Source organism: Bdellovibrio sp. ZFWA1 (genome assembly GCF_056175665.1).
This window is the reverse complement of sequence record NZ_JBJKJH010000001.1, coordinates 637,895-656,557: the sequence shown is the minus strand read 5'-3', so window position 1 is coordinate 656,557 and position 18,663 is coordinate 637,895. Positions and strand designations below refer to the sequence as shown.

Below are 18,663 nucleotides of genomic sequence, written 5' to 3'. Positions count from 1 at the left end.
TATGAATATGCTGAAAAAATATAATAAGTATTTCTTTTTCATCCTCTTGTTCAATTTATTGGGAATTCACTCTTTTGCTGAACAAGAATCTGGAGATCGTCCGGGATATTTCTATCTGCCGCCGGGTTCGGCGAATGTCTCTTCGATCTCGGAAGAGCAATATAAAAAAGTATTGATTGAATTTCAAAATTTTTGGCAACTCGAGGTGATTCAGAAAACGAAGAAGCCATTACTGGTAAAACTGGAGTGGGAAAGCCCCTATTTTGCGGCCTTTGCAGTAGATAAGACGACTCATTGGGAAATTTCTTTATGGGGAGGAATGGCTAGGGCCCGAGAAGCGACAACGGCTCATTTGAAGGCTGTTCTATGTCATGAACTAGGACACATCATTGGCGGAGAACCCAGACAAACGATCCCGGGGTCGGATTGGGCCTCAACCGAAGGGCAATCCGATTTTTTTGCGGCGTCAGTATGCCTTCCAAAAGTTTTAAAGGCCGAGGATTTAAAGAACGGGCTTAGTGCCGATGTCAGTGTGATTTGCCAGCAAAATGAAAAATGTCAGTTGATTGCTCAGGCAGGATGGGAGCTGATTTTGTTCTTCCAGCGCTTTTCATACAAAGAAAATCCCGAAGTCAGCTTGCTCACCCCCGCAAAGGCAGCGCCAGAGCTGGTACGTAATACTTATCCCTCGGATCAGTGTCGATTAGATAGCTATGTTCAGGGCGCCCTGTGCAGCACAGGCGTCAGTTGCCGTGCTCCGGTTTGTTGGTTGCCTCCAACGAGATAGCTATCTGAGTTTTATAGATACCTGCAATTCCGATGGCTATCAGGCCTAGGCTGATCCAACTGGAAAAGCTGAGTAAAAAGACGGGGCCGCGGAAATCAGCTCGGAATTGCTCGATGATAAGTCGGCCGATAGCATGCACAGTAATCCATCCAAAAAAGAGCCCGCCCTTATTGGGGCGTTTCTTTTTTTCTAAAATAAGAAGAAGAATCGTCAGCGCTAAATCCCATGCCAAAGAGTAGATTTGAGTCGGGTGGCGTTGGTTCCAAGCCCATGGTAAATCGCAGGACCTTCCGTAGCAACATCCAGCCAGTGCACAGCCAATTCGTCCCAGAGAAGTCCCAAGGGATGCGGGCACTGCGAAAAGATCAGCGAATGAAAGCCAGTCTTCGTTTTTAAGTTTTAAATAAATAAATGAAAACAGAAATGCGGCGATGGCGCCACCGAAGTAAACAAACCCACCCGAGCTAATATCGAATATTTTGGAAGGGTTGTTTTGATAAAACTGAAAGTCTTCCCAAAATACATGAGTGAGGCGTGCTCCCAAAAAAGCCGCCAGCATAATGATCAAGCTGACATTTAGAACATGAGAGGACCGCAATCTGTAGACATTATTTCGTTGGTAAACCCAAAACAGAAGTGTGGTGAACAGAATTGAAATGACTAAAAAGAAGTAAGGAAAACTTGGCGGTAAGATAAAGTTAGAGATATTTTCTGCCACGTAAATTCCTTTCTTACGACCTATGACTTGATTTTTGAGATTATCCTTCATAAGTGCAAGCTGAAACTTCCCAAGTCTATATTGGTATGGGCATAATAATTTTATATGTCGAAGCTTTTAATTCTCGACGTTGATCCGGAGAGGCGAAGGGTCACGGGGGAATATTTGAATAAAATGAATGTTGTTGCGGCGGTTGTTGGCGATGAAGCGTCAGCAAGGCAACAACTGTTAGATGAAGCAGTTGATATATTCTATTGTGACTTAGCTTCGATCTCTTCGTTCGTGCAATTTCAGAAGGACTTCCCCAAGAAAGCTTTGGTTTTACTTTTGACCGATGAAATTGAAAAGCACTTCGCAGATTTATTAAATTATTCCCAAGTTAAATACATCGTTAGTTGTGCTGGTTTTGACGATGGCACTTGCCAAAGGGCCTTCATTGCTTCCTCCAGTAAAATTCGCGAGTCTCATTTTTTTGGGTTTGATAAATACTTTGCAGATGAGCCGCCAAATTTAACGCTGAAAGTATGTGACAGTCGTCAGCGCCATGATCTCAAAGATCAAATGATGGAAGAACTTAAAAACTCTGGAGTTCGAAGTAGTATTGCTGATCGAATGTATACAGTGGCCGAAGAGCTTTTAATGAATGCCATTTATGATGCCCCAGTTGATGAAAATGGTCAGTCTTTATACAACCATAAGTCTCGTAAAGAGGAAGTTCATTTGTCGGTACCACATCAGTCAGAATTCAATATTGTGGTAAGTAAAAAAATGGCAGGAGTATCAGTTGTGGACCCGTTTGGGGCCCTGCCAAGTGATTTAATAGTGAAATACCTTAAGTCATGTTACGAGGGCACCGCGGGCTCAATGAATCAAAATAAAGGCGGTGCTGGGCGAGGCTTGCATCAGATTATTGAAAACTCGGATGTAACAATTTTTAATGTCAGTCCTCAAAAAAAGACCGAGGTGATTTGCTTATTTAGTCTTGAGCGCCCTGGCACTTTGCCTCCCCCAACTTTTCATTATTTCAGGGAATAAAAAAAAGGAACCGCAAGGTTCCTTTTTTTATTCAGTTACTTTTTCCTGGGTTTCTTTGCCCTCTAAGAGCATCAGAATAAGAAGTAGAATCACTCCGCCGACGATGGCCATGTCCGCGACGTTGAAGGCCGGCCAGCTATATTTATTGTACAAGTGAAAGTCTAAAAAATCGATGACGTAGCGGAAGCGCACGCGATCAATATAATTTCCAATGGCACCACCGAAAATCGAAGACAGAGCCACGATTTGATAAGTGTCGTTGTCTTTAACTCCCCGAAGAATCGCTAAAATAATAATTAAAGCAACTGGAGGCATGATTAGGAAAAACATTTCTCGGAAGTTCGGGTGAGTCTCGGCAAGAAACCCAAACGCTGCGCCAGGATTTCTTACATAAGTCAGATTGAAAAAATTCGGAATGACTTGAATCGACTCGCCAAGGTGAAAATTCGTATGAACGTAAACCTTGATGACTTGATCAAGGGCAACGAAGAGACCCGAAATTAGCAAAAGCCAAATATATTTCTTTTTCATGAATTTAGGTTAATTGAAACTCAGTTTGAAGTCAGTACGAAAACTAACTTTGAACCATGTTTTTGGCGCGAGTGTAGCCAATTTTAATTAACATTCTTAGGGCCTCGTGGTCGTCAGACAGGTTGAAGTCTTCTTTGACCTCTTGAATCATGGCTAAAGATTTAGCGTCCATCTGAGACAGAAGCCCATTTGATTTGGCTGACTGGGACACAGGAGGAAGGTTGTTTGACTGCTGACTGGTTGAGGACGTCGCCATCATGGCCTGGGTCGGCTGTTGGTGGCCCGTGACGTTGACATTAATTACCGGCGGAGCCTGATAGTGATTAGATACCGACTGAGCCGCTACAGTTTGAGGCTGAGTTTGGTAGTGATTGTGTGAGGCCGAGTGGTTTTGCATATGGTGTGTGTAGTTCTGCTGTTGAGGTTCCAACTCGCCCATGAGGCCGGCAAGGCTTTTCAATTCGTTTTTAAAATTTTGAATACTAGGACGCTCTAAAACCGCTTCCCCATCCCGATGAGTCTTCAAATACAAACTGATCAGGATATCTGGCGTTGTCGCCATTTCCCGAACAGATTCACTTTGATTCATGAGCCATGCGTAGGCCTTCATCAAGGTGTCTTTTGTATATGCCTGAGGTGGTAGTGGATTCATTGTCATCTTTTTCTCGAAGGTCAAAAGTAGTAAGGCTTTCGTTACCGGCAGTCAATTATTGGAATGAACTATTTGTGCCTAATATTTAAGCAACACAAAATATAGGGGATAAAAAATGATCTACCCCTAGGGGCAGATCATTTTCCAAGTCTATTAAGTTGTGTGTCAAATTCGGAAAGCTATTGACCTAGTTGGAATAGTCTTTAGCGACGATCCCGTATTTTTCGATTTTCCGTAACAATGTCTTTTTGGGAATATTAGCGTGCAAGGCAGTCTGATTGATGCGTCCACCAAAGGTTTTAAGCGCTTTGATGATAAACTCTTTTTCAAAAGCCTCTTTTTGGGCATTGAAATCCAAATCGCCGCCAGCAGCATCACCAATTGTGATATCTGCGTCGTCGTCTAGGTCGCTATCTGATGTGTTATCGTCATCTTCATTTAAGTTAGAGATAGCGGCATCGCTACTAGTTGTTTGCGCAAGCATTTGGTTCTCTTCGGCTTTAACCATGGTGTCGATCGGCATCTCGATAAGATTCACGCCCGTGGCTTCTAAAACAGACTCTGGTAGTGAAGTGATCGTGATCAGGTGAGTAGATTCTAAAACGAAAGAGTGTTCGATAACGTTTTCAAGTTCACGAATATTACCTGGCCAGTTGTAGCGCTTCAATACATTAAGGGCATCATTTGTAATACCAGCGATACGCTTCCCATGAAGATTGTTGAACTTGCGAATAAAGCCATGAATCAAATTTGTGACGTCGTCCTTACGGGCAGCGAGGTCCGGCAAGAAGATGGGAACTACATTTAAACGATAGAAAAGATCTTCGCGGAATTTGCCTTGTTTGATCATTTCTTCTAAAGGTCTGTTTGTTGCTGCGATAATTCGCACGTTCGTCGGAATTTCGCGGTTACTTCCAACTGGAGTGAACACCTTTTCTTGTAGAACACGCAAGATTTTTACCTGCATAAGTTGTGGCATATCGCCTACTTCGTCTAAGAACAGAGTTCCGCCTTCGGCAAATTGGAATTTCCCCAATTTGCGGTCATTGGCACCTGTGAACGATCCTTTTTCGTGTCCAAAAAGTTCGGATTCAAAAAGATTTTCAGGGATGGCCGAGCAGTTGATCGCCACAAATTTTTCATCTTTTCTGGCCGAGTTATAGTGAATTGCTCGGGCTACAAGTTCTTTACCAGTTCCCGAAGCACCGCGAATTAAAACAGGTGTGTCGACTTTTGCAAGGCGGTTGATGATATTGAAGACCTTCTGCATCTGAGAAGTGTTTCCAATTATCTTACGACCTGCTTCCATTAATACGGGTGCAGAGGCTGCGATATTAGCAATCAAAGTGTGAGCGCTAAGTGCTTTTTCGACTAAAGCTAAAAGATCGTCCGACGATACTGGCTTTGAGAGATAGTCGTAAGCTCCGTCTTTTACCGCTTGAACCGCATCGTTCAAAGTTGCATGGGCAGTCATGATGATGACGATCGTGCCTGGATCATTTTCTTTGATCTTGCGAAGAGTATCGAGTCCCCCCATACGAGGCATATCGACATCTAAAATAACGAGGTTGTACTTCTTCTGGCCTGCTAAGATTTTTTCCATGGCATTGATGCCATCAAAAGCTTCATCAACCGTGAAACGGCTTTCCAAGCAGGATTTGACGGAAAGTCTTAGTGCCTGATCGTCGTCGACTACAAGTACATTAAGCATGGTTTACTCCCAAGTTATTCGGTATCTCTACCGTGAAGGTCGAGCCCTGTCCCAAAGCGGATTCAACGGAAACCGCCCCATTATGCAATTCAATAAAGTATTTCGCCAGATAAAGTCCCAGCCCTGAACCTTTTATAGGTGATGTTTTGGCATTTTTACAGCGATAGAACTTCATAAAGATATTAGGTAGGTCTTCGAGGGGAATGCCGGCCCCCTGGTCAGAGACTTGAACGACCACTCGGCCGTCTTTTTCCTCGGAGGTCACCAAAACTTTGGTTTCTTCCGGGCTGTATTTGATCGCATTTTCTAAAAGGTTGGAAAGAACCTGCCTCATTAAGTCGGGATCGACCTGGACAGGAAACATAGGTTCTAATTCTGTAATGATCTGAATCTTTTTAAGTTTAGCCAAGAAGTCATGCTTCTTAACGACATCTTCGATTAATTTGTTAATGTCTTTGGGCTGAAGATGAAGGTGCACGCTTTCCGCTTCTATGCGGCCATAGGCTAAAATAGCATTAATAAATTTAAGCAAATCGTCGGCAGAGTGTTTAATCGTATCGACAGCATCTCTTTGGGAAGAACTCAAAGTGACAGTGTCTTTTAGGATGATGTCAGTCATTCCTTGGATGCGCGCGATCGGGGTCTTTAAGTCATGTGACATCATAGAGATGAAGTTTGTTTTCAGTTCTTCCACTTGGCTTAAAAGTTTATTTTTTTGCTGATATTCCCAGCTTCGCCGATTCTCGACAATAAGCCGATATGGAATAAAAAAGTAATAACATAGAAAGATGGCTAGCAGGGGGGCTGCCATTTGAATCCACAGACCTAAGCTCCAGAAGACCGTCCAGCAGAAAATAGAAAAGCCAATAAAGGTCCCAACAAGAATCAGCAGCCCCTGAGCGGGGGTTAATGAAAGAACAACGTGAATTGTTAGTATGGAGATTAGAAAGATGAAAACGAAATTAAGCCAACGAGGTGTAGGGCTTGTGGCATTGTTTTGAATCAGAGTTTCGAAAATATTGGCGTGCATTTCAGCCAAAGTCATGGCTTTGATGTCGCGACTTAAAGGAGTCATGATATATTCTTGAGACGTCTTGCCAAGGTCGTTTCCAACGATAACTATTTTATTTTTTAACTGAGGCTGCTTTCTGGCAAACAAGATGTCAGCAAAATTATGGCGGGGGAAGCTACCTGCGGAATGAAAGCGGATGTAGGCCTGTTGTGATCCTGCAAAGTCGAAGACACCTTTGATTTTTTCTAAAAATTTAACGTCAGGGTTAAATTGACCCGCTACAAAAGTGTGTAACATCAATTGATCTTGGAATGAAATCAGCATGCGCCGGGTGACACCGTCTTTTGCGAAAATCTTCGTGTCAGCGGTTTTTGGAGCTGAAAAAACAGGAGCTTTGCTAAAAGGCTCGGGAAGTTTTAGTGTGCCCTCTTCGCCCTTCATCGATAATTCATCAGAGGTAAAGTAAAAGCCTTTGGTATTTGCGGCCTTTTCAGCGAACTCTTTTTTGTCAGCTAAGGTTCCCTGAATCTCTTCGGGGTTTAAAGTAAAGATGATGCTGTTCGGAGATTGGCCGTTTAGACGGTCTAAAATCAGGGTCAGATCACGAGCGGTCGGGGTTCCGCGCATATCCTGTACGGTATCAGAGTCAATGAGGACAAGTTCAACATTACCTGAAAGCTCTGTCTGAGGGGCCCAGCGAGAACGAAGGTCATAGAGATAATACTCGGCCCAGTCCATCTTTGATTGCGATAAAAAGAACGCAATAATTCCCGCAAGTAGGATCCTAAGTCCTACAAGAAATATTTTTGAACGAATGCTTTTTCCGAGGGAGGGCGGAAAAGGCATAACCTAACTATGTTCCTTCAAGGGGAAGGCAAGTAGGGCGTGGAGCCTGTTTAACAGAACCTTCTGTTTTCTTAGGAGCCACTTTTTTAATGTGTTTGGTGTTTTCTGACATAATGATTTCCTCTCTTTACGTCCTAGCTAGTTGATAATACATAATGCTACTTGCAAGCAAGCGTCTTTGTCGCTCGCAAAAGCTGTCATGTTTTTTATTCTTACTTCCTGTCAAAGTTTTATGCACATAAAGGCAGCCACCTCCGCAAAGATGGCGGGCCCAGCATTCCTGACAGTTGTTGGCATCGATAAAACTCTTTTGCAGGGGTATCAGTTTACTTTGATCCAAAAGCGTCTCTTGGCCAACTTGTTCTTTCTTATCTTCCACATCCAACGGGCAGGCAAAGATGCGATTCTTGGCATCGATGCTCAATAACGACTTACCAGATCCACAATAGCTGCTTTTTCGCAGCTGTGAATCCAAAGCTTTGAAATATCCATCGAACAAGGTGATCTTGCGAAGCTCTTGTTCTTGCCCTCGCTTCCACGCTAGAGCCGCCGTTCTTTCCATCTCTTGGATAAAAAGTTGATTAGCTTGGTGGTCTTTTTCAGTCACATCAAACGTGAATTCGTAGGCGTCTGGATTGAACTCCGATAGATACTGATAGGTTTCAGCTACAGCGGTGTGAGTCTTTGTAAAGACCGAGTGAATCAGAATACGCCCCAGGTGTTCACGATTTCTAATAGCTATTTCAAGGCCCGCAATGGCCGCTTGGCTCGAGCTTTTTCCATTTTTCATCGGTCGAACTCGGTCTTGCACTTCTGGCTTTCCATCAATGCTGATCGTAAGATGGGCCCGCATATCTTTCAGGATTTCGATGGTTTCCGAGTTTATTAAAGTGCCATTCGTAATAACGTTGTAACCCAGCTGCACCTCTGTACCTGCGGTCATCAACTTTAGGTAATTAGCAATAAGCTTAATTCCTTCTGGATAAAGTAACGGCTCGCCCCCAAGGAAGGTGATATTGAAGGTTCCTTTGCCGTTTAATTTATCGATAAAGAATTTTAACTGAGGCAAGGTTTTTTCAACAGAGATTTTGGCAATAGCATCGCCATAAGTGCCGTCGCCACCAGCGGCACAGTAGGCACACCCAAGATTGCAGATTTGGGTTACGTTGATTGTGAGGTGACGTATGGCACCTGAAAAGTTAACGTCGGTCGTTTCGCTAGAGGGCTCATTGTTCCACGCAAGTAGGTCTTGAGCGGCTTCGTTTTTTGGGTCCATTGGGTTATATTGCGTAGAGTTAAAATTGGCTAAACCCAAGGTCTCCCAGGCTTCAAGAGTGATTTCGGCAACCTCGAGATTGCTGGCGTGAAGCGCAATTATTTTTGACTCTGGAAGAGATAGCGTCGCTAGGGCAGGGTCAGTCTGCCCCCATTTAAATGCGATAATGTCTTTAAAACGCTTTACTTCCATCTGAGCCTTCGTGTTTTGCCACTTTCCGCGTTGCTTTTGGAGTCAACTTGACTCCAAATTTGAGCGTAATCGGGCTTAACTTTCATATAAGCAATTCTCATTCCATTTTTACTTAAGTGCCGCGTTAGACTTGATAGTGTACTCACCATTTTCGTCTGTCCACAAACGCAGGTCGAATCCTTGATTGTTGATGACACTCTGGGTGTACATCAATGCTTCGTAAAGGGCTTCTTGTTCAAACTTTCCAAACTTGTGGCTGATCACAGGGCCATCTTTAGAGGTTAATGAAAATTCGAAGCTGATCAGCTGCCCAAGACGACTTGCGGGAAGTAAAGAGATCAGAAATCCATCACCTTTGGCCTCCCAAGCGGGAATCTTCTTAAGACGATTGAACGCCTCCAAACGATCTGTCGAAGTGGCTTCAGCTACAGTGATTTTATGTAGATTTGAAGCAATATCTTCAAAGTCAAAGTCGTAGCGATAGGGGCCATAATTATGATTGTCTTGCCATGGACCTTCATTTGCGACTCTTACGTTCAGACCTCCGGTGGACTTGACATAAGCCTCGAAGCGCTTTTTTATCTCTCCCGTTGACAGTGAAGGAAGAGCGCTGAGGGCCTCAGGATGGAAGAACACCTGGATTCGATAAGAGGAGTTCAAATAATCACCGTTTTTGAAGTCATAGGCTGACCACGGAATTTTGTTGTACTCACTAATAGGAATTAGGGCGCGAACTTGTTTTTTGATTTTGTTAAGATCACCAGAATCAAGTTCTGACTCTTTTTTAGATTTATCAATCGACATGGCAACGAATTGAGTAGGATTGAATTTATCATCTGTTAAGAAAAGCAAGCTTGATGAGTCTATTTCATCTGAAGACCATAATCCAAACAGCCCTTTAGATTTTGCTCTGTTCGAATGCGTCTCTAAAATATATTTTTGGGGATTATTTTGTCGATCAAAACTAGTAACTTTTGATTTTGCCCAAGAAGTTCCATTTTCGAATTTAAGTAGGTTGAATCCAATCTTAAAGTTTTGGTCAGTATTCGACGATTGATTCAAGCCTTTGAAAAGGCGATGGACACGACGCTCTTGAGATTGCTTGCTACGATCTTCCGAGGCCAAGCTTTCGATATTGCTTAAATCTGTTAATACAACTTCAGCCATTTTTTCAGCGCTCAATAGCGGATTTGCTGCTTTCAATTCTTGAAATTGTACTTTACTTGTCATCATTTCGTCGTAGGCCTTAGCAGCAGTTGGATCTTTTAAGTCAATTACGTAATCTAACATAAAGACTTTGTTGTTAGATCTACTTACGCCGATATTGAGAGGACTCAAATCGATTATGCGATCAATTTGCTTCTCTATAAAATTAAATCCTACAATATCAAGGCCGTACTCCGCACCCAGGTGAAGGCCGGTGCCTTTTCTATTTAGCGAAATTAACTTAACTCGCATTTTATCGTTAGGAAGGCGGAATAAATGAACTAAAAATTTTCCAGAAATAAATGCGTGGGTAGATCCATTCAGTTCGAAGCCTCCCTGAAGGGTGCTCCCGTTCAAACTTAAAATAAACGCTAGATTTGCTTCTAAACCAACAAAGTCACCCACATTTAGCATACGCAGTGCCCGATCAGAGGATAGGGGTATGTTTCTGGGCGTGTATGGCAAGGCGACTAAGGATTCTTTTTGTGATTTGAATTGTCTCGCAAAAATTAATTCTGCTCCTTTATCGATGTTAAAGGATATAGGCATATCCATGTCATCGATAATGTCGCCAGGGCTAACCGAGGCATTAAAAGAGTACTTATCGATACGTGTGTAGAAACCATTGACGTAAGAGGGTTCAGACTCGATTCGATACTTGACGGCAAGACCTAGTCCATCAAAGACCTCAGCTGAAAATATTTTTAAGTTTGCACCGATTTCAGCTTTTGCGATCTCTTTGCGTACACGGTTTTCAATGTTAGCTGGCTTTAGGAATTCTAAGTCTGCTTTAGCGGAAGGTGTAAAGCCAATGCCGCAAAGTACGGCTGCACTTAATAATAAAACTCTGCTCCGAAACATGAGGCCTCCCGATGGAATCTATCGATTTAGCTACAGGTTTTGGGAAAGCTGCAATTCAAGGACCAGCTAGGGGGCCAAATAAATAAAAAGGCACTGTCTAAGAATAAGACAGTGCCAAATTTGAGGACTTTTAGCTTTTAAGATTACTGAGACTTTTCAGACTCAACTGCACGGCCTACGCCGCCAGCCGCATCGGCAGCTGGGCCTTCTGAAGCAACCATTCGACTTTGTTTTTTAATAATAGCCTTATTGATGGCAACTGTTTTTTTCATTCCAGAGTCAGAGTACAAGATTGTTGAATCTTTAAGTTGGAAATGGACAAGATCGATTTTTGTTTTGTCACCGACCTTGATTTTCTTTTTCTTAAGCTCTTCTACAACTTCGGCATCTTGTTCGATGGTTTTTGTATTCGTAAGGCTTTCAAGTGTTTTGTTATTAGGAATTTCAATAAAACGTACCGAGCCAGTTTTTTGATTTGTGATAGACAAAGTCAATGTGGATGGCTTTGTGCTTTTATCTGCGAATCCTTTATAAGCGTCTTGAGCGCAGCTTACCGAAATATCAGATTTGCAAGTTGGGCAATTATTAACTTTTTCAGCATTGCAATTCATGTCCGCAAGGGCTGTCGAGGTTAAAGTCGCAAGTAGAATTGATAGCATGAGGTCTCCTCTTTTTGTTGTTTTCTTTTCGTTAATTTGTAGGACATTGATATTCAATATTAATTGTTTTTCCAGCCGGAATCGCCGGCGAGAATATTAAGTTGTTGTTTTCAACCCTTGAGCTGAACGCCATAGTTGGGGTGATGCTGACTTGAACGTCATTTAGCGGTGTACATTCCAGAGGAATTGAAGACATAGAGCTTACAATTTTGTCTTTAAAGTACTTTAGATTGCTAGAGTAGTCGGATTCACAAATGCTTCCGGTATGTCCGCCCGTTAAACCCGAAAGCTCTGCATACTTTACTCCGTAATGAGACTTAGCACCTTCCGCATCTTGGGCCTGCATACAAGCAGCGTCTCCTGGGCGAACAATGATTGAATTTACGGCAAAGCGTTTTGCGTTGCCGAAAATATTCTTAACATGGTTTACAAACGTAGATGGCTGATCGTCTGATTCCAATGGCTTTAACTCGTCAGTATAGTACTTTTGGGACGCATCACCGCCGACCGATCGCTCGTCTTCGTCAGAAAGAATAATTACTGAAAGACCGGCATCTTTGCGATAGCAACCAGAGGCTCCACTATACGAAGGATCGCCGTTCCATACATGCCACCACGCTGCCTTGATGGCGCGCTCGTCGTCGGTTCCAGCCCAGCCGGCACCGATCTGATTAATAGTGTCTCGGAAAATTTTCATCGTGTCTTGATTGCTAGGTTTCAAGATATAAGGGACCGAGTTTGAGTTTCCTATCCAATAGCGAGATGCGCCCCAGTAATAGGTATTATCTGTGGTGGATACCTTTTGGGCTCGAGTGAGTGTCGCACACATTTGCCAATCAAAACCAGCTGTCGTTAGGTCATTTACAAAACCTTGAAGGCGATCCGCCAGACGCAAATTGTCCTTTAGCATCGAGTTGGAATCATCAACGACCAAAAGAATGTCTAGTTGATTGTCCGAGGCTTTTACTACTTTAGAGGTCTTAACGGTTCTAGTGGGACGGGCAGGCACTGTTACCGTCAAAGGAGTTTGAGACGTATAGGCTTGGTAACCGCTGGCAGTCGCATTCAAGCTGATTGTGTAAGTGCCGGGATTCAAAGATAAGAAGTTTGGTGTCGAGGAGCTGCCAGTCAAGGTTGGAACTGAAATCGTTTGACCCCCACTCGTTACCGTCCACACATATGACACATTCCCAGGATTGCAATTAGCGGCAATCGTAGGATTATTCCCACCGTACGTTAAAGTTAGGGTCTTTAAGTTGCCATTGATTGATTCTGTGCAAGTAATTTGAGGAAGGTTGCTTAGCCCAGTTACTGTTACGGTCAAGGGTGAGCTAGAATTGTAAGATTTTAATCCTGTTTTTGACGATGTTAAATTAACTAAGTAGGTTCCTTGGCCGGATCCATAAAAATCGCCAACTGACGATGCGCCCGAAAGGCCATTAATTGTGACTGCCGCCCCAGATTTTGTGACATTCCATTGATAAGTTACATCTGCGGGATTGCAACTTGCTTTGACTGTTGGGTTTTGTGTTGAGGCGCTCACCGAGGCGCTTGTCGCTCCAGAGTTTAAGCTGATGGCGCATTGAACGCTGTTCAAGTCTGTTGGATTGGTAATAGTGTCGTTGCTACTATTTTTTTCGTCTTGGGCAAATTTAACTTTGGAGCATCCCATAATAGATGAAATGATGATTGCTGGAAGCAGCCAATGGTACTTGCTTAAAGACATGATTCCTCCTGAATTCACAGACTAAATATAGAATATCAAACTGACTTGCTAACAACAGGTCCTGATTTTATCGGGTCTGGTTTTATAAATTATTCTGTGTTTTAGTCTAGGCCAGTCTGGTTTGTGAGAGGGACTCGTACAATTCGTTGCCATATTGTGAGGTGAACATCATGCTGATTATATGTCGTTAAATGTAAAGTTTTGGGGTGTTAGAGGATCCCTTCCATCAGCACCTTCTCCGCAAGAATGGGTTTATACGCTAGAGGGTCACCTCCGTAATTTCTTTTTATCTGGCCACCGAGACATCAATCAAATTTCGAAATATATTGAGTCTTTAGAGATCCCGATGATTGGAAGTTATGGATTAGCCACAACTTGCATTGAGGTTGAAAGTGCTAAGTCGCGTCTGATAATTGATGGCGGCAGTGGTATCCGCAATTTAAGCGAAAAGATCATGTCTGGAACCGCGATGCGCGGCAAGGGCGATTTTCATATATATATGACCCACTTTCATTGGGATCATCTTATCGGATTGCCTTTTTTTACCCCACACTTTGTTCCGGGCATGTCGATTCATTACTATGCAGTTCAGCCGGAACTTGAAAAGTGTATTAAAGCCTTGTTTCAAAAGCCGAATTTTCCAGTCCCGTTCGAGGCTTTGCGTTCAAAGATTTTTTTCCATACTTTAGAGCCACGCAAACCATATGTTATCGGTGATATGACTATCACTCCGTATAAATTAGATCATCCAGATCCTTGTTGGGGTCTTAAGGTCGAATCGGGTGGTAAAACTTATGCGCACTGTGTGGATACCGAAGGAACTCGAGTTACTCGTGAAGATTTGGGCGAGGATCTTCCATTGTACCAGGGTGTCGACATGATGTATTTTGATGCGCAATACACCTTCCCGGAGTTAGCTGAGAAGGCCAACTGGGGGCACAGTGCGAGCCAAGTTGGATTGGATATTGGAATTCGCGAGGGTATTAAGAACGTTATATTTTCGCATCATGATCCCGGAGCGACGACAAATCAGATATTGGATTTAAAAAGACAAACCAAAGAGTACTTTGATTGGCGTATTGAAGAGGCCAAAAAAGGTGGCGATCCGGCCCCTGATCTTCGGTGGGATTTTGCTTGGGAAGGCATGGAAGTGAAGCTCTAAGGAGCTTCACTTTTTTTTTCGAAATCGTGCACTGGAAATGGCTTCATTTTAAAATTCATATAGTCTAACCAAACGCCGACGGGGCCACTAGCACCGGTCAACCGATGAGGTGTGTTATTGTCGTATCCCATCCAAACTAAAGTTGTTATCTCGGGGGTGAATCCTGCGAACCAAGCATCTTTGTAGTCAGACGTTGTTCCAGTTTTCCCAGCTGCTTTCCAGATAAATCCGCTTTTACCGATGGCTGCAGAGGTTCCCGTCTGAGTTGCTTCTTCTAAAATTTTAACTACTTTTAGAACAGCATCAGGATTCGCATATTTTTTGTTTTCCTTGTTGGGCTCCCATAAAACTTTATCTTCTTGAGAGTAAATTTTAGATATAAAGCTTAACGAAGGAACTTCGCCTATCGTAGAAAGGCCGGCATAGGCCCGAAGTACTTCAAGGTGAGACATCTCGAAAGCGCCAAGGGTTAATGAAGGCACTTGTTCCATTCTGGATTCTAATCCAAAAAAATTGGCTGTTGAGATTACGTTTTCCAGGCCTGATTCGATGCCTATTTTTGCGGTAGGTATATTAAGGCTCAGCTTCAGGGCCTCTGTTAATGATACAGGTCCTCTGGCTTTTTTGTCATAGTTTTGTGGTGTCCAAGATTGTCCTTGCCACTTGTAGGTGAAGGTCTTGTCTTCGACAATTGAATCAGGGGTAAAGCCATGCTCGAATGCTGTTAGAAATACAAACGGCTTCATGATCGAGCCAATTTGTCGTTTGGCTTCGGTGGCTCGATTAAATTGAGTTTTCTTGAAGTCGCGACCACCCACGGCGACCTCTATTAAACCTGTTTTTGACGAAACCGAAAGGAGTGAGCCTTGAAGCGTCAGTCCCTGTTCTTTGTTCTTCTTGATTGTTTTATTCTCGGCTTCGAGTTGCTCTAACTTTTTGATAAGTGCATTTTGTGCCTGAGCTTGGGCTTCGAGGTTGAGGCCTGTATAAATTTTAAGACCTTCCCATGGTAGATTCAAAGTGCTGATTTGCTTCCGGACGGCTTCGACATAGTAAGGAGCTGTCTCGACAGCCAACGTGGGAAGCACTTTTGGTAGAGCTTGCTTTTCGGCTTCTTCTTTTTGGCGTTGAGAAATCAGATTCAGTTCGAGCATCTTCGCTAAGACAAGCTGCCGTCTTTTTATTGCCTTATCGGGGTTTTTAAAAGGATTGTAGATACCTGGGCTATTGATAATTGCGGCAAGTAGCGAGCATTCTGCAAGATTCAGCTTGCTCAGATCTTTGTCGAAATAATGGCGCGCAGCGGATTTGAATCCTTTGACTTGGTAGGCGCCGCTTTGGCCCATATAGATAATGTTCAGATAGGTCTCAAGAATTTGATCTTTGTTGAAGCGAGTTTCAAGCATCAATGCCATGGCAATCTCACGCGCTTTGCGTGAGTATGTTTTTTCGGCAGTCAGAAAGTAATTTTTAACAAGCTGTTGGGTGATGGTGCTTGCGCCCTGCGCTTTTCGTCCTTCGATTAAGTTCCGTGAAAGGGCCCGAAAGATTCCTTTGAAGCTGACTCCGCTATGCTCTAAAAATTGCTGATCTTCTATGGCCATCACGGCATTGCTGCACAGGGCTGGGATTTCGGCCATACTTGCAGATTCATGCAAAACTGGCTGAGCTCCCAAATACTGCGCAATCAAGCGCGGAGGGAAATCAAAGGATTCAGCTTTTTGGTTGTTGATATAAATTTGAGCCAAAGTCGTAGAGTCTTTGAACACAAACAAGACGTCTCGATTCTGTTCGTCCTTTAAGGCAATACAGGCAAATGCACTGAGGTTCCATTCGTCACTACATTGGGGGGAATTTAAGATTCTGAAGTCTTTTTTTAGTAGTATTTGTCCGTCGGTGCGCTGGCGAAATTGGTATTTGCTGAGTAAATTTTGAGCGTCTTGTGGTGAGGTGCTAAGGCCTGATATCAGGGCGGCCGGAGCTGAATAGATCTCGGTCGGAGAGATAAATTTTTTTGTTTCGAGTTTGGTGATCATCTCTTGTTCAAGATCAAGAAAAGCGTTGGCGCTCCACGCGATGCCAAGCGTAAACAAGAGGGATAGAACTATTGTCATCCTGAATAAAATGGTCTTTAATCTGTAACGTAACATAAACACAGACTACACTCACTTCTGTGAGTTTTCTAGAGAGAAAACCGTGGCTAAAGCGAAAAAGAAAACTAAATCAAAAGTGGTTCAAAAAAAATCAATTAAAAAAGCACCTAAAAAGGCTGTTAAAACGGCGGTAAAAAAATCTTCTACTGGTAAAGCAGCTAAGAAAGCCTCAAAAAAGGCAGCTAAACCGGCGCCGAAGAAGGCAGTTAAGAAAGCTGTAAAAAAGGTTGTAAAGAAGGCGACTCAAAAAGTCGCTTCGAAGCCGAAACCAAAATTAAAAACTAAAGTTCAGGCGACGGCGAAGGTCTCTGAAAAGACTTCAGTTAAGAAGTCCGAACCTTCGTGGACTCAGTCTTTGGAAAAAGCTTTGTCTCCGTTGGATGATCGTTTGGTCGTGCAAGTCGCTGAAGCTGAAAAAATGACGGCTGGTGGATTGTTTATACCATCGACAGTCAGTGATGTTTCTGGAAATTTAAAGGGCCGTGTGGTTGCAATAGGACGAGGTCACCAAAATAAAAAAGGTCATATTAAGCCGATGGATGTGCAAGTCGGTCAAACAGTCCTTTTTTCTGAGTATGCAGGTACGAAGTACAATCATTTAGGTACAGAAGTTATCATTATTCGCGAGTCCGATGTTTTAGGAATCGTAGAGTAAAAAGGCGGAATTATGTTTAAAAACTCTTTGAAATTAATGGTGCTAGCAGCAATGAGCCTAGCATCATTGCCCGTGACTGCGGCCACTTTAGACTTTACCGGTGGGTATCGTTTTGAATGGAACGAAGTTGACAATACAAATTTGGCTGCGAGCAAAGGGCGTAAGTCTTATTTGACGAATTATCTGTTCATAGCTCCAAAGTTTATCGCTGCGGATGGAGTGGATATTATCACTCGATTTGATGTGGTAACAGATGGAAGTGTTTATGAAAACACCTACGTTGGGGCTCTTTGGGGATCCAACAGTCATTTCGGAGTGAATAATCCACAGGGGACGATTTTCTCGGGTAACAAGGGAAATATCGAGATGAAGGCAAGTCAGCTTTATCTTAAAATTTCTCAGGAGTATGGCCAGATTATTTTAGGCCGTGCACCTTTTGAGTTTGGCCTAGGTATGACTTATAGTGGTGGTCAGGGCGAGTTTGACCATTTTTATCACAATCGCGACATGGCGGCTTATAAATTCATGATCGGCGATACGACTATTATGCCAATGATCACTCGCGTAGATGACGGTGATTTTGCACAAGGCCAGTCGGCAGGTTCTACTGCGATACTAGTTCAGTATGAAAACAAAGACTCTAGATCGACTATTGGTTTTTTCAAAGAGGATCAAAAAGGCTCAAGTACAACAAATAACTTTCCTGATTTTGGACAGACGATTGCTTCTCGCGGTGGATGGTCGATGGGGCGCACAAGCTTCTTTCTTTCTCGGGGTTGGGATTTCATGACCTTCAAGTTAGAAGGTGGTTTTGTCGATGGCTCTACTGGATTACGAGAGCAAACTTCGGGTAAAGAGATTGATATAAAAAGTTATGGGGTTGCGATGGAACTGGATTTCCCCCGTCCCGAGAACAAATGGAATTTCAGCTTGAAGTCTGGTATCGCCTCGGGTGATGACTCGTCGACAGTTTCCTACGAGGGATATTTGTTCGATCGTAACTACAATGTTGCGATGTTGATGTTTAATCATCGCCTAGGAAAGTATGATATTTTTAAATCTTCTGTTGGAAGATCTTCTTCGCTTTCGAATTCGCAGTCAGTTGATGATGAATATCTAAGCAATGCGATGTATGTTGTTCCTAAGTTTGCCTACACGATGAGTGATAAGTTAACTTGGAATAATAGTTTCGTGTTTGCACAAATTCTTAACAATGCGAAAAATTCTCTAGCATCTTCAAAAGATTTGGGCTTAGAATGGGATACAGAGCTAGTTTACAAGTACAATAAGAATGTTACTTGGGTGAATCAGCTCGGTATTCTCTTCCCGGGGAAGGCCTGGAGATACGGCTCGAACACGGAATACGAGAATGCGACAACGTACGGATTTGCATCTAAAGCCGCCATCAGCTTTTGATAGCATCTAGAAAACAACTAGTACGACAGCATAAGATTTCAACACGAAAACACAATTTATGGTGG

General features: G+C 43.1%; 15 protein-coding genes. 5 read left to right on the top strand and 10 right to left on the bottom strand.

Going from position 1 to position 18,663, the window contains the following annotated elements; all coding sequences use genetic code 11:
- Position 1: 1 nt before the first annotated feature.
- Positions 2-787 (top strand): ImmA/IrrE family metallo-endopeptidase, encoded by a 786-nt coding sequence (locus tag AC04MN_RS03140; protein ID WP_475381730.1) that lies wholly within the window; start codon positions 2-4, stop codon positions 785-787.
- Here the strand turns inward: AC04MN_RS03140 and AC04MN_RS03135 are convergent.
- The gene (locus AC04MN_RS03135; RefSeq protein ID WP_475381729.1) at positions 744-1,556 is read right to left on the bottom strand and encodes a prolipoprotein diacylglyceryl transferase; all 813 of its coding nucleotides are present in this window, start codon (positions 1,554-1,556) and stop codon (positions 744-746) included. The two genes, AC04MN_RS03140 and AC04MN_RS03135, sit on opposite strands and share 44 nt — an antisense overlap.
- 114 nt (positions 1,557-1,670) lie before the next feature.
- Between AC04MN_RS03135 and AC04MN_RS03130 the strand changes: the two genes are divergently transcribed.
- A complete protein-coding gene (locus AC04MN_RS03130; RefSeq protein ID WP_475381728.1) occupies positions 1,671-2,540 on the top strand; it encodes a hypothetical protein in 870 nt (289 codons plus the stop codon).
- Positions 2,541-2,567: 27 nt separating this feature from the next.
- On the opposite strand, the gene lspA is transcribed toward AC04MN_RS03130, so the two are convergent.
- The 8 genes from lspA to AC04MN_RS03090 form a co-directional block, all read right to left on the bottom strand.
- Positions 2,568-3,071: a signal peptidase II gene (gene lspA / locus AC04MN_RS03125; protein ID WP_475381727.1), complete on the bottom strand. Its 504-nt coding sequence runs from the start codon at positions 3,069-3,071 to the stop codon at positions 2,568-2,570.
- Positions 3,072-3,114: 43 nt separating this feature from the next.
- Complete coding sequence (locus AC04MN_RS03120; protein WP_475381726.1) at positions 3,115-3,723, bottom strand: hypothetical protein; 609 nt, start codon at positions 3,721-3,723, stop codon at positions 3,115-3,117.
- A 187-nt stretch (positions 3,724-3,910) separates the two neighbouring features.
- Complete coding sequence (locus AC04MN_RS03115; protein ID WP_475381725.1) at positions 3,911-5,434, bottom strand: sigma-54-dependent transcriptional regulator; 1,524 nt, start codon at positions 5,432-5,434, stop codon at positions 3,911-3,913.
- The gene (locus AC04MN_RS03110; RefSeq protein ID WP_475381724.1) at positions 5,427-7,292 is read right to left on the bottom strand and encodes an ATP-binding protein; all 1,866 of its coding nucleotides are present in this window, start codon (positions 7,290-7,292) and stop codon (positions 5,427-5,429) included. Before AC04MN_RS03110 ends, AC04MN_RS03115 begins: the two co-directional genes overlap by 8 nt.
- A gap of 127 nt (positions 7,293-7,419) precedes the next feature.
- Entirely contained in the window at positions 7,420-8,760 is a 1,341-nt protein-coding gene (locus tag AC04MN_RS03105) for a radical SAM protein (RefSeq protein WP_475381723.1), read from the bottom strand.
- A gap of 108 nt (positions 8,761-8,868) precedes the next feature.
- Positions 8,869-10,827 carry a hypothetical protein gene (locus AC04MN_RS03100; protein ID WP_475381722.1) on the bottom strand — a complete coding sequence of 653 codons (1,959 nt, stop codon included), beginning with the start codon at positions 10,825-10,827 and terminating at the stop codon, positions 8,869-8,871.
- 143 nt (positions 10,828-10,970) lie between these two features.
- The gene (locus AC04MN_RS03095; protein WP_475381721.1) at positions 10,971-11,486 is read right to left on the bottom strand and encodes a hypothetical protein; all 516 of its coding nucleotides are present in this window, start codon (positions 11,484-11,486) and stop codon (positions 10,971-10,973) included.
- A 31-nt stretch (positions 11,487-11,517) separates the two neighbouring features.
- Positions 11,518-13,212, bottom strand: coding sequence for a hypothetical protein (locus AC04MN_RS03090; RefSeq protein ID WP_475381720.1), 1,695 nt, complete (start codon positions 13,210-13,212; stop codon positions 11,518-11,520).
- A gap of 181 nt (positions 13,213-13,393) precedes the next feature.
- Between AC04MN_RS03090 and AC04MN_RS03085 the strand changes: the two genes are divergently transcribed.
- Complete coding sequence (locus AC04MN_RS03085; RefSeq protein WP_475381719.1) at positions 13,394-14,374, top strand: MBL fold metallo-hydrolase; 981 nt, start codon at positions 13,394-13,396, stop codon at positions 14,372-14,374.
- Here the strand turns inward: AC04MN_RS03085 and AC04MN_RS03080 are convergent.
- On the bottom strand, positions 14,371-16,524 hold the full coding sequence (locus AC04MN_RS03080) for a transglycosylase domain-containing protein (RefSeq protein ID WP_475381718.1): 2,154 nt from the start codon (positions 16,522-16,524) through the stop codon (positions 14,371-14,373). The genes AC04MN_RS03085 and AC04MN_RS03080 overlap by 4 nt on opposite strands.
- Positions 16,525-16,570: 46 nt before the next feature.
- Here AC04MN_RS03080 and AC04MN_RS03075 point away from each other — a divergent pair, with 46 nt between their 5' ends.
- On the top strand, positions 16,571-17,182 hold the full coding sequence (locus AC04MN_RS03075) for a co-chaperone GroES (protein WP_475381717.1): 612 nt from the start codon (positions 16,571-16,573) through the stop codon (positions 17,180-17,182).
- Positions 17,183-17,194: 12 nt separating this feature from the next.
- Positions 17,195-18,598, top strand: a complete 1,404-nt coding sequence (locus tag AC04MN_RS03070) for a hypothetical protein (protein WP_475381716.1) — start codon at positions 17,195-17,197, stop codon at positions 18,596-18,598.
- Positions 18,599-18,663: the final 65 nt, after the last annotated feature.